Annotated in this window: 9 protein-coding genes and 3 pseudogenes; 7 read left to right on the top strand and 5 right to left on the bottom strand. The window is 75.7% G+C overall.

The window, feature by feature from the left end:
- The first annotated feature begins 2,112 nt into the window (after positions 1-2,112).
- The 3 genes from B1205_RS30550 to B1205_RS00790 are packed head-to-tail and all read left to right on the top strand — an operon-like array spanning position 2,113 to position 4,420.
- Positions 2,113-2,673 (top strand): FtsX-like permease family protein, encoded by a 561-nt coding sequence (locus B1205_RS30550; RefSeq protein ID WP_254909607.1) that lies wholly within the window; start codon positions 2,113-2,115, stop codon positions 2,671-2,673.
- Positions 2,673-3,707: an ABC transporter ATP-binding protein gene (locus B1205_RS00785; protein ID WP_089153848.1), complete on the top strand. Its 1,035-nt coding sequence runs from the start codon at positions 2,673-2,675 to the stop codon at positions 3,705-3,707. The genes B1205_RS30550 and B1205_RS00785 overlap by 1 nt, the downstream gene beginning before the upstream one ends.
- Positions 3,707-4,420 carry an ABC transporter ATP-binding protein gene (locus tag B1205_RS00790; RefSeq protein WP_089153849.1) on the top strand — a complete coding sequence of 238 codons (714 nt, stop codon included), beginning with the start codon at positions 3,707-3,709 and terminating at the stop codon, positions 4,418-4,420. The genes B1205_RS00785 and B1205_RS00790 overlap by 1 nt, the downstream gene beginning before the upstream one ends.
- Before the next feature lie 24 nt (positions 4,421-4,444).
- Here the strand turns inward: B1205_RS00790 and B1205_RS00795 are convergent, their stop codons facing one another.
- Both B1205_RS00795 and B1205_RS00800 read right to left on the bottom strand, forming a co-directional pair.
- Entirely contained in the window at positions 4,445-4,897 is a 453-nt protein-coding gene (locus B1205_RS00795) for a GNAT family N-acetyltransferase (protein ID WP_089153850.1), read from the bottom strand.
- A 22-nt stretch (positions 4,898-4,919) separates the two neighbouring features.
- Complete coding sequence (locus tag B1205_RS00800) at positions 4,920-6,068, bottom strand: helix-turn-helix domain-containing protein (protein WP_089153851.1); 1,149 nt, start codon at positions 6,066-6,068, stop codon at positions 4,920-4,922.
- 171 nt (positions 6,069-6,239) lie between these two features.
- Between B1205_RS00800 and B1205_RS00805 the strand changes: the two genes are divergently transcribed.
- A complete protein-coding gene (locus tag B1205_RS00805; protein WP_089153852.1) occupies positions 6,240-7,511 on the top strand; it encodes a YncE family protein in 1,272 nt (423 codons plus the stop codon).
- A 15-nt stretch (positions 7,512-7,526) separates the two neighbouring features.
- On the opposite strand, the pseudogene B1205_RS00810 reads toward B1205_RS00805, so the two are convergent.
- Together B1205_RS00810 and B1205_RS00815 are read right to left on the bottom strand one after the other, a co-directional pair.
- Positions 7,527-9,052, bottom strand: a pseudogene (locus tag B1205_RS00810) (alpha/beta hydrolase).
- A gap of 19 nt (positions 9,053-9,071) precedes the next feature.
- Complete coding sequence (locus B1205_RS00815; RefSeq protein WP_089153853.1) at positions 9,072-10,181, bottom strand: ATP-dependent DNA ligase; 1,110 nt, start codon at positions 10,179-10,181, stop codon at positions 9,072-9,074.
- A 136-nt stretch (positions 10,182-10,317) separates the two neighbouring features.
- On the opposite strand from B1205_RS00815, the gene B1205_RS00820 reads away from it, so the two are divergent.
- Together B1205_RS00820 and B1205_RS30555 are read left to right on the top strand one after the other, a co-directional pair.
- Complete coding sequence (locus tag B1205_RS00820) at positions 10,318-10,530, top strand: hypothetical protein (RefSeq protein WP_089153854.1); 213 nt, start codon at positions 10,318-10,320, stop codon at positions 10,528-10,530.
- Between the two features lie 130 nt (positions 10,531-10,660).
- Positions 10,661-10,846 (top strand): annotated as a pseudogene (locus B1205_RS30555) (SRPBCC family protein); the annotation flags it as partial.
- Between the two features lie 182 nt (positions 10,847-11,028).
- Here the strand turns inward: B1205_RS30555 and B1205_RS00830 are convergent.
- Positions 11,029-11,462 (bottom strand): annotated as a pseudogene (locus tag B1205_RS00830) (GNAT family N-acetyltransferase).
- 75 nt (positions 11,463-11,537) lie between these two features.
- Here B1205_RS00830 and B1205_RS30560 point away from each other — a divergent pair.
- Positions 11,538-11,779, top strand: a 242-nt coding sequence (locus B1205_RS30560; protein ID WP_254909619.1) for a DUF1990 family protein, incomplete at its 3' end; no start/stop codon positions are given.

The following is an 11,779-nucleotide window of genomic DNA, read 5'->3' on the forward strand; positions in this document are numbered from 1 at the left end:
ATTGAGCGCGAGGAGTGCAGCGCAGCGGGTCCGGGCGTACGCGGGTCAGTTCCTGCTGCTCGCGGTCCTGACCGTGGTGACCGCGTTGCTGATCAGCGGTGTGCCCCGGGTCGCCGACCGGCTCACCGGGCAGGGGTTGCGCGAGTACGTCGCCGGGCAGCCGGCGGCCCGGCGGGACCTCACGTACGCGCTGCCGCCGGCCAGCGTCCCGGCGGGTGACCAGCCGGTCGTCGCCGGCCAGGCGGCCCAGCTCGACGCGATCTCCGACCGGATGCCCGGCGTGGTGCGGGACGCGATCGGGCCGCGTTGGTTCGTCGCGGAGAGCACTCCGGGCCGGCTGCGTGGCCCGACGCTCGCCCCGGACCGGGGCCTGATCGACGTGGTCCTGCGCAGCGGCTCCGGACTGCGGGAGGCGGCGACCCTGACCGGCGGGCGGTGGCCGGAACGCGGCACCGGGGCGGCGGTTGAGGTGGCGCTCGCCGACTCGGTGGCCGCGAGCCTCGGCGTCGCCCCGGGCGACCGGTTCCGCCTGTCGCTGCCGGACCCGGACGACCCGACCGGCGGCGCGCTGATGTCCCGTCCGGTCGAGTTGGTGGGGGTGTGGCGTCCGAACGACCCCGGTGCCGGCGTCTGGGACGCGCTGCCGTCGATGCTGCGGCTCACCCCGCCCGAGGGCGACGGTGACCCGTTCGTGGCGGTCGCGTACGCGGCCGACGCCGGTGTGGACGCCGCCGCCGCGATCGGCTGGCCGGTCGGCTTCGGCTGGCGCTACCGCATCGCCCCGGACCGGCTCGAACCCGGCCGGCTCGACGAGCTGATCGCCGGCGTCGACGGGCTGGAACGCGCCCGCCCCGCCCCGGTGACGCTCACCCAGGGCGTCGACATCGCGCTGCGCCGCTTCGCCGACGCGCTCGCCGCCGCCCGTACCCTGCTCGCCGTCATCGCGGCCGGGCTGCTCGCCACGCTTGCCGGCCTGGCCCTGCTGGCCGCCCGGCTGGCCGCCCGCCGCCGCCGCGCCGAGTTCCACCTGATCCGGGCCCGGGGCGGTTCGACCGGCGACGTGCTGCGCCGGGGCCTGGCCGAGTCGGTGCTGGTGCTGCCCGCCGCGGCGGGGGTCGGCTGGCTGGTCGGCGGCCTGCTGCCCGGCACCGGGACGTCGGCGGGCTGGGTGCTGCTCGCGGCGCTGCTGGCCACCCTGCTCCCACCGTTGGCCGCGCTCGCCGTCGGCCGGCAGTCCGCCGGCCGGTCCGACCTCGGCGGTCGCTCGCCGGCGATCCGGCTTACCGTCGAGGTGGCCGTGCTCGGGGTCGCCGTGCTCGGGGCGTTCCTGCTGCGTCGGCGTGGGCTCACCCCGGGGTCGGTGGATCCGCTGCTGGTGTCCGTGCCGGTGCTGCTGGCGGTGGCCGCGGCGATGCTGGCGCTGCGTGCGTACCCCTGGCCGTTGCGGCTGCTCAGCCGGGCCGCGGCGCGGGCGCGGGGGAGCGTGGCGTTCCTCGGCGTCGCCCGCGCCGGCCGGGCGGCCAGCACCGGACCGCTGGTCGTGGTGGTGCTGGCCGTCGCCACGGCCGCGTTCTGCGGAGTGGTGGCGACCGGCATCGAGACCGGCCGGGACGCCGCCGCCGCCCGGACGGTGCCCGGGGACGTGCTGGTCCGCGGCGAGCGGTTCGCGCCGGACACGGCCGCGCAGCTCGCGGCGCTGCCGGGCGTGCGTGCGGTGGCCCCGTTGCTGACTGTCGCGGCCGAGCGCCCGTACGCCGACCGCGCCGGCCACCTGACCCGGATCCGGGAACTCCGGGTGCTGCTGGTCGACGGGGAGCGCTTCGCCGAGGTGGCCCGCCGCGCCGGCGTACCGGTGACCGTGCCCGATCCGCTGCTGGCCGGCGGCGACGGCAGCAGCCCGCTGCCGGCGTTGGTCTCCCCGGCGGTGGCCGAGGAACTGCAGCGGGCCGGGCTGGCGGACGCGCAGGGGCGCCGCCCCGCCTGGCNGCACTGGTCGACGGCGACGTACGCCGGTTCGTGGTGCTGCCCTGGCCGACGCTGCCGGCGGGCGTCCCGCACCCGCTCGCGCCCACCGGCTTCGTGCTGGCCGGGCCCGGAGCGGACCCGGTCGAGGTGAGCCGGGTCGCGGTCGAGGGCCAGCGCCGCCACCTGCGGATCGGGTCGGTGGAGACCGGCGACAAGGCGCGGGCCCCGGAGGTGACCAGCCGGTCCGCGGTCCGGGCCGAGTTGGGCGGCAGCGGCGTGAACGGGCTGCTGGTGTTCGGCTTCGCGCTGGGCGCCGGGGGAGGCGCGGCGCTGGGCCTGCTCGGGCTCGCGTTCGCGGTGCTCGCCGACGCCCGGTCCCGGGGGCAGGTGCTCTCCCGGCTGCGCACCATGGGCCTGTCCCGCCGGCAGTGGCGCGGGTTGCTGCTGGTCGAGCTGACCCCGCTGGTGCTGGTGTCGGTGCTGACCGGCGCGGTGGTCGGCGCGCTGCTGCCGCTGCTGCTCACCCCGGTGCTCGGCCTGCCCGCGTTCACCGGCGGGGTGGCCGTGCGCCCCCGGTTCGAACCCGGCCTGGTGGCCGGGGTGTCGGCCCTGGCCCTGCTGGCCCTCGGCTTCGCGATCACCGTGGAGGCCGTGAACAACCGCCGGATGCGCCTCGGTGAGGCGCTGCGGCTCGGAGAGGAGAGCTGATGACCGCGACAGCTTCCGGCCGTCCGGGCTCGGCGCGTCTGACGCCGCGCCACGACCCCGGACAGCCGACGACCGCCGTGCCGGACCTGGCCGCCCTGCAACAGCGCGCGGCGGAGCGCGCCGCCGAACGGGCCGGCGGGCGCGACCGGCTGCGCGGGCACATCGTCTGCGACGGCCTGGTGCGCATCTTCAAGACCGAGGGGGTCGAGGTCGTCGCCCTCCAGGGTCTCGACCTGGTGATCGACCGGGGCGAGCTGGTCGCGATCGTGGGCGCCTCCGGCTCCGGCAAGTCCACCCTGCTCAACGTCCTGTCCGGCCTGGACACCCCGACCGCCGGCATCGCCCGGGTCGCCGACTACGACCTGCTCGCACTCTCGAACCGGCGGCGGCTGGCGTACCGGCGGGAGATGGTCGGCTTCATCTGGCAGCAGACCGGCCGCAACCTGCTGCCGTACCTGACGGCGGTGGAGAACGTCGAGCTGCCGATGAAGCTGGCCGGGCGGCGCGGCGGCCGGCGGGAGCGGGCGCGCCGCCTGCTCGACCTGGTCGGGGTCGGCCACTGCGCGGACCGTCGGCCGGGCCGGATGAGCGGCGGCGAGCAGCAGCGGTGCGCGGTGGCCGTCGCGGTCGCCAACGACCCGGAGATCCTCTTCGCCGACGAGCCGACCGGCGAGCTGGACGAGGCGACCGGCGCGGAGGTCTTCGCCGCGCTGCGCACGATCAACGCCGAGCTGGGGGTGACCATCGTGGTGGTCACCCACGACCACGCCGTGGCCGACCAGGTCCGCCGCACCGTCGCGATCCGCGACGGCCGGACCGCCTCCGAGGTACGCCGGACCGCGCGGACCACCGCCGACGGCGGCACGGAGCTGGTCAGCGAGGAGTACGCGGTGCTGGACCGGACCGGCCGGATGCAGTTGCCGGCGCCGTTCGTGGAGGCGCTGTCGCTGCGTGACCGGGTCCGGCTGACCCTGGAACCCGACCGCGTCGAGGTGCGTCCCGGCGACCGGGCGCACGCCGAGGAGAGTGAGTGATGACCGACCGGGCCGTGGTGTCGTCGGTGACGGGCGTGGCGGACGTGGTGCGGGTCGAGGGGGTGAGTCGCACGTTCGGCCGGGGGGAGCACGCCGTGCACGCCGTGCGGGACGTCTCGTTCACCGCCGGGCGCGGTGAGCTGGTCGCCGTGCGGGGCCGGTCCGGCGCCGGCAAGACCACACTGCTGAACCTGATCGGTGGCTTGGACCGGCCGGACGCCGGGCGGATCGAGGTGGCCGGGCACGAGGTGACCTCGGCGGGGGAGCGGGAGCTGCTGGCGCTGCGCCGGGGCACCGTCGGCTTCGTCTTCCAGACCTTCGGCCTGGTGCCGATCCTGTCCGCCGCGGAGAACGTCGGGGTGCCGCTGCGCCTGGCGAAGGTGCCGGCGGCCCAGCGGGAGCAGCGGGTGGCGGTGCTGCTGGAGCTGGTCGGGCTGGGCGGGCACGCGGCGCAGCGGCCGTACGAGCTGTCCGGCGGGCAGCAGCAGCGGGTGGCGTTGGCGCGGGCGCTGGCGAACGAGCCGGACCTGTTGATCGCCGACGAGCCGACCGGCCAGCTCGACTCCGAAACCGGGCGCGCGATCATGGACCTGCTCCGTGCCGTGGTGCACGCCCGCGGGATGACCGCCCTGGTCGCCACGCACGACCCGGCGCTGATCGAGCTGGCCGATCGGACCCTCGTCCTGCGGGACGGGCGGTTGGCGACCGACTGAGGCCGACGGCACGTTCGGTTGCCGCTACAGCGACAGCTTCATGCCCTCGTGGCTGGCCACGAAGCCCAGGTCGCGATAGAACCGGTGCGCGTCGGCGCGGCGCTTGTCGGTGGTGAGCTGCACCAGCGCGCAGCCACGCTCCCGGGCCCGGTCGATCACCCAACCCATCATCGCCCGGCCCAGCCCGCGACCGCGCAGGTCGGAGCGGACCCGCACCGACTCGACCAGCGACCGCTCGGCGCCGTGCCGGCCCAACCCCGGGATGTACGTGATCTGGAGGCAGCCGACCGGCTCACCGCCGGCGTCGGCGACGATCAGGTGGTTGCGCGGGTCCGCGTCGAGCGTGGCGAAGGCCCGCTCGTACGCCTCGTCGACCTCGGGCCGGTCGCGGGTGCGCCCCAACTCGTCGTCGGCGAGCAGGGCGAGCACGGCGGGCAGGTCCGCCCGGGTGGCCTCACGGAAGATCACGTCGGTCATCCGGGGAGCCTGGCACGAGTGTTCAGCAGCCGTCCAGCCAGCTCCGCAGCGCCCACCACCAGTGCACGGTCTCCGGCACGGTGCACCGTGCACCCTCCTCGACCGGTGGCCCGCCGGTCACCTCGCGGAGCCGGCGCAGCCGGTAGCGCACCGTGTTCGGATGTACGTGCAACGCGGCGGCGGTCTGGTCGAGCCGCTGGCCGTGGTCCAACCAGGAGAGCGCGGTGGCGGCCAGCTCCCGGTGGAACTCGTCGGCCGGGTCGAGCGCGCCGAGCAGCGCGCCGCGCAGCAGTTCGGCCAGGGCCGGCTGGGCGGCCAGCGCGGTCTCCCCGGCCAGGTCGGTCACCCGGCGTAGGCCGCGCAGCCGCCGGTGTGCCGCGGTGCGCAGCGCCGCCAGGCAGAGCGCGTACATGGTCGGGACCCGCTCCAACGGCTGGGCCGGCGCCACCAGCGCCAGCAGGTCGGCCGGCGCGCTGCCGGGCAGCCGGGGCAGCAGGCCGGCCAACCGGTCCTCGACGGCGCCGAGCAGGCCGCCGTGCCGGGTGAACTGCCGGTGCAGCGTGTGCGCCCGCACCGGGTCGGGGTGGGCGGCGACCAGGCAGTGGTAGCGCCCGTCCGGGCGGAGGCCGAACCGGGCCAGCTCCGCCGGTGGGGCGCCGGCCGGGCCGTCGAGCAGCAGCCGGCGCAGCAGGCGGGCCCGGGCGGCCGCGCCGGTGCCGGCCAGCTCCCGCTCGGCTGCCCGGTGCCCGTCCACCACCGCCCGCTCCACCGCCGCCGCGTACCGGCCGATGGTGAGCAGTCCCTCCAGCAGCACCTCGTCGGGAACGCCGGCGGTGCGGCCGTGCCGGACCACCAGCTCCACCGCCCGGTCCCGGCCAGCCTGTACGCCGCGCAGCAGGCCGGCGACGGAGATGCCCTGCGCCGCCCGGTCGGCGCCCAGCCGGCGGGCCTCGGTGAAGTCGCGTCCGCCGGGATCCTCGTGGCGTTCCAGCGCGCCGAGGCCGCTGGTGAGCAGCAGGACGACCTGACGGCGCACCTCGCCGACGGGGAGGCGGGCCACCTCCGGCGAGTTCGCGCGGGCGGCCCCCGCCACCTCGTCGACGGCGGCCGTGTCGGCGGCCAGGCCGCGCAGCAGCGCGCCGAACGTGGGGGCGTCTGGGGTCCGGGTCATCGGCGCGCGCCGCCTCCCGTTGTCGTCCCGCCACAACCGGACCGGTGGGGCGTTGGCGCTCGATCCCTAGTGGGGACGACCGGCCGGTTGCTCTCCTGGTTGTTACCGCAAGGTAACACCGAATGGGGCACCGAGGAACGTCGATGTCCTAACGGCTGTCAGGAGGCGTCCATGACCCCCGTGCCACCCCGACCGTCCCGAACCCGGCGCCGCGCCGTCCTCGCCGCGCTGGCCGCCCTCGCGCTCGCCGTGCCGAGCCCGCTCGCGGCGACGCCCACGCCCGCCGCCGCGGCCGCCACCCTCCAGGAGGTGATGTTCGTCGGCAACAACTGGGACGGCACCGTCGACGTCATCCGCTCCCGCGGCGACTACGCCAAGCTCGGGCGGATCAACGTGATCCCGGACCGGACGACGCGGCTGCGGGAGATCTACCTCAACCCGATCCGGCTGGCGTTCTTCCTCGGCATCCGGTCCGGCCCCGGTGAGGGGCACGACCAGCTCGTCGACGACATGTACACCACCCCGGACGGCACCGCCCTGGTCGTGTCCCGGCCCAGCTTCGCCGACGTCGTCTCGATCGACCTGGCCACCGGCGCGGTCCGCTGGCGGTTCCCGGTCTCCGGCTACCGCTCCGACCACATGGCCGTCTCGCCCGACGGCACCCGGGTCGCGGTCTCCGCCTCCACCTCGAACACCGTGCACGTACTGGACATCCGCACCGGGGCGCAGCTCGGGTCGTTCGGCACCGGCGACAAGCCGCACGAGAACGTCTTCACCCGCGACGGCCGGCTGTGGAACATGTCCATCGGCGAGGTCGACACCGACCTGGACGCGCCCTGGCTGGACTGGACCAAGGGCGACCGGAGGATCACCGTCGCCGACGCCGGCACGTACCAGGTGGTCAAGGTCATCGACATGCGCGACCGCCTGGACGCCGCCGGCTACCGGGACCTCTCCGACGCGGTCCGCCCGGCGGTCTTCACCCCGGACGGCGGCAAGCTCTACTTCCAGGTCTCCTTCTTCAACGGGCTGGTCGAGTACGACGTGGCCGCCGACCGGGTCACCCGGGTCGCCACGCTGCCGAAGAACCCGGCCACCAACGAGGACCGCACCACCTGGGTGAACGACTCGCGGCACCACGGCCTGTCGGTGAGCCCCGACGGCGCCCGGCTCTGCGTCGCCGGCACCATGGACGACTACGTGACCGTGGTGGACCGGGCCACGCTGCGCGAGGGCACGCTGGTGCCGGCCAGCAAGCCCTACTGGGCCACGGTCAGCGGCGACGGCCGGGACTGCGTGATCTCCGAATCCGGCGCGGACCAGGTCACCGCGATCAACTTCGCCACCGGGCAGAAGGTGACCAGCGTCGCGGTCGGCGACCACCCGCAGCGGGTCCGCGTCGGGCACCTGCCGCAGGGCTGGACGCCGCCGCCGGCCGGCTGACCGGCCGCCGCACCGTCACCGGGCGGGGCAGCGCAGCCCCTCCCGGGGGACGGTGAGCGAGATCAGGTACGCGTCGACGGCCGCCGTCACGCACGCGGTCTGCGGGTAGGCGGTGTGCCCCTCGCCCTCCCAGGTGAGCACCCGGCCGACGCCCAGCATCGAGGCCAGCGCGGCGGTCTGCTCGTAGGGCGTGGCCGGGTCGCCGGTGGTGCCGACCACCAGGATCGGCGGCGCACCGTCGGCCCGGCCGGTCGGGTACGGGTCGCGCGCGCCCGGCCACTCGACGCAGCCGAGCATCCCCACCGCCAGCGCCGGGCCGAACAGCGGGTACGTCTGCCGCCACCGCGACTGCAACGCCCGGACCTGCTCCCGGGTCGGCTTCTCCGTCTCGTCCGCGCAGTTGACCGCCATGTTGGCGTCGAACAGGTTGGAGTAGTGCCCGTCGTCCTCGCGTCCGGCGTACGCGTCGGCGAGCTTGAACNGATCACCGCGTAGAAGACCCACCCGGCGGTGGCCTCCCGGCCGTCCCGGCCGCGCACCGGGGAGGCGTTCGCCTTGTCGAGGGCGGCGGTGACCGCTGCGCGGGCGTCCGGCGCGATCGGGCAGCGGCCGGCGTTCGCCGCGCACCAGCGGGAGAAGTTGTCGAACGCGCGCTCAAAGCCCTTGGCCTGGCTCTCCGACCCGGCGATCAGCTGCTGCCTCGGGTCGACCGCGCCGTCGAGCACCAGTGCCCGCACCCGCTGCGGATAGAGCTGGGCGTAGGTGGCGCCGAGCAGGGTGCCGTAGGAGTAGCCGAGGTAGGTCAGCTTGTCGTCGCCGACCGCCGCGCGGACCGCGTCCATGTCCCGCGCGGCCTGCTCGGTGCCGTAGAGCGGGAGCTGGTCGCCGTACTTCGCGCCGCACCGCGCGCCGATCCGCCGGTTGAGGTCGACGAGGCCGTCGAAGGAGGCTTGGCTCTCCGGGTCGGGGTCGTAGCCGAAGCTGGCGTCCAGCTCGGTGTCGGAGATGCACTTGACCGGACTGGACCGGGCCACCCCGCGCGGGTCGAAGCCGACGATGTCGAACCGGTCGGTGATCGCCGTGGGCAGGCCGCCGAACGCGGGGCCGAAGGAGAGGTAGACCGCGGTGTCCACGCCGGAGGCACCCGGGCCGCCCGGGTTCAGCACCAGCGACCCGATCCGGTCGCGCTGTTTGGTCGAGCGGATCCGGATCAACGCGATCTCGAACGTCTCGCCGGTGCCGGGCCCGGCGGTCGCGCCGGTGGCCGCCCCGGTGCCCCAGTTGCGGGGCACGGCGATCCGGGCGCACTCGTAGCGCATGTCGGCCGCGCCACGGCCGACCAGCTCGTCGGGCACCTCCGGGCAGTCCCGCCAGGAGGGCGCGGTGCCGGGCGGAGCCGCCTCGACCTCGCTCTCGGCGCGAGGGGCGAACGCCGGCAGGGTGCAACCTGCGGTGAGCACCACCGCCGCGACGAGGGCGGCCAGGATGGGCCGGAACCGGCGGGTCCGGTCGGGCGAGCGGGTCACGTGGCCGCCTTCCATGCTCGTATCGACGGCCAGGCTACGCCGGGCCGCGGGCGTCGCTCACCGTCGCCGCCGGGTCACCGCGCAGCACCTCGTCGACGTCGTAGCGGATCGGGCGGTCGAGCTGGTCGTAGCCGCAGGAACGCGGGTCGCGGTCGGGCCGCCAGCGCAGGAACCGGGCGGTGTGCCGCAGCCGGTCGCCCTCCATCGCGTCGTAGGCCACCTCCACCACCAGCTCGGGGCGCAGCGGCTCCCACTCCAGGTTCTTGCCGCCGGTCCACCGGCTCACCCCGCCCGGGATGCGCTGGCCGCGCTCGTGGTCGCCGTGCACCCACGGGTGCTCGCCGCCGACGTCGCGGTAGGGCTCCAACTCGTCGAGCAGCTCCTTGCGACGGGCCATGGTGAACGAGGAGCTGACGCCGATGTGGTGCAGCACCCCGTCGTCGTAGAGGCCGAGCAGCAGCGAGCCGACCACCGGACCGGACTTGTGCCAGCGGAAGCCGGCCACCACCACGTCGGCGGTGCGCGCGTGCTTGACCTTGGACATCAGCCGCTTGCCCGGCTCGTACGGCAGGTCGGCCGGCTTGACGATGAGCCCGTCCAGGCCGGCGCCCTCGAACACCTCGAACCAGCGCCGGGCCGTCTCCGGGTCGGTGGTCACCTGGGTCACGTGCACCGGCGGCCGGACCCCGGCCAGGGCCCGCTCCAGCCGCTCCCGGCGCTGCGGGTAGGGCCGGTCGGTGAGCAGCTCGTCGTCGAGCGCGAGCAGGTCGAACGCGACGAAGTCGGCCGGCGTGGTCTCGGCGAGCAGCTTCACCCGGGAGGCGGCCGGATGGATCCGCTGGGCCAGCAGCTCGAAGTCGAGTCGTGGCTGACCCTCGGGGCCGTCCCGGCGGATCACGATCAGCTCGCCGTCGACCGCGCACCGGGGCGGAAGCTGGCGACGGGCCTGCTCGACCACCTCGGGGAAGTAGCGGGTCATCGACTTGCCGCCGCGGCTGGCCAGCTCGACCTCGTCGCCGTCGCGGAAGACGATGCAGCGGAAGCCGTCCCACTTCGGCTCGTAGGTCAGGCCGGGGTCGGTGGGCAACTCGGCCACGCTCTTGGCCAGCATCGGCTCGACCGGCGGGTTGATCGGCAGGTCCACGGCGACCAGTCAACCAGACCCCACCGACGCTCGTGAGGCAGATCACCGCCGGTCCCGGGGCGGCGTGTCCTCGCCCGGACCCGTTCGTCACCGCCGACCGGATGGTGAAACCGCAGGTCGGAGCTACCGTCGCGGCGTGCCGGAGTGGAGTTGCGGATGCTGCGGTCGCTGGCGGGTCAGCGTGGAGCTGATCCGCGGGCGATACCGCTACCGGCTGGCGCACCGCTATCCGCCGGAGCACGGCGGCGGCGCGAACGTCGTCGGCGAGGTGGGCTCCGTGGCCGAGCTGGAACGCCTGCTCCGGCGGTACGCCCCGGTCGGCCTGGCCGACCTCCGCGAAGCCGCCTGAGGTCCGCCCGCCGCGTTCGGGCGGCTCCAGCCCTCATCCGGGCGTGCCTCGCCGACGGTCCCAAACCATGTCCCCGGGATTGGCATCACGCGGCGTAGCCTGACCCGACCGGTCCGGGGGAGGAGACAGAATGCGGTTCGTCGAGTCCGTCGAGATCGCCGCCGACGTCGAGCGCGTCTGGGCGGTCCAGACCGACGTGGAGCGCTGGCCCGAGTGGACGCCCTCGGTCACCGCCGCCCGCCGGCTGGAGCCCGGACCGCTGGCCCTCGGCTCGACCGCCCGGCTGACGCAGCCCCGGCTACGCCCGGCGGTCTGGCGGGTCACCGAGATCCACCCGCCCCACGCCTTCGTCTGGGAGTCCGCGAGCCCCGGCGTGCGCAGCCGCNGGGCGCACCCGTGCCGAGCTGGCGCTCGTGCAGACCGGACCGCTGGCCGGGCTGGTCGGGCTGCTCGGCGGCGCGACCATGCGCCGCTACCTGCGGCAGGAGGCGGACGGGCTCAGGCGCCGGTGCGAGCGGGAGTGACCTTCTCCAGCACCGCCAGGCGGTTGCCGTTCTCGTCCGACCGGTGCGCCACCACCCGGTAGCCGCGCCGCGCGTACAACCCCAGGTTCTCCGTGCTCTCCGCGCCGGTGAACAGCGCGAACCGCGCCACCCGGCCGGCGCACGCCTGCTCGACCGCGGTGAGCAGCCGCCCGCCGATGCCGCGCCCCTGCTGGTCCGGGGCGACGGAGAGCCGGCCGACATGGGCGGTGTCGCCCTCCACGCGCGCCCGCACCGAACCGACCAGGCGGGCNCCAGCGTCTCGGTCAGCGGGGGTAGGAACACGTCGCGGTAGCGCTGCGCCTCCACCAGGTAGGCGGCGCGCTGCACGGTGAGGATCTCACCGGCGTCCGCGACGACGGCGGGGGCGACGGTCACGTCATCGGTCACCCGCTCAGCCCACCACATCCACGTCGGGCGGTCGTACCCTGGCGGGGTGTCCCCACGCGAGGAGAGGCGGCCGACGTGCCCGAGCTGACGTACCCCGAGGTGGGCGCGACCCGCGACGGCGACCTGCCGGCCGGCTACCACCACCTGCGCCACCGGGTCCGGCTGCCGGACGGCGCGTTCGCGGCCGCGGCGGACGCGGTGCTCGGCTGGCGGTTGCACCGCGCCGCCGGCGTGGTGATGCGCGCGGACGCGCCGCGCGCCGCCGAAGGGGTGCGGGTCACGCCGGGGCTCGGCGTCGGCCCGGCGCGGGTCTGGGG

The sequence above is a fragment of the Micromonospora sp. NBS 11-29 genome (assembly GCF_002140155.1).
In the GTDB taxonomy this organism is placed as follows: Bacteria; Actinomycetota; Actinomycetes; order Mycobacteriales; family Micromonosporaceae; genus Micromonospora.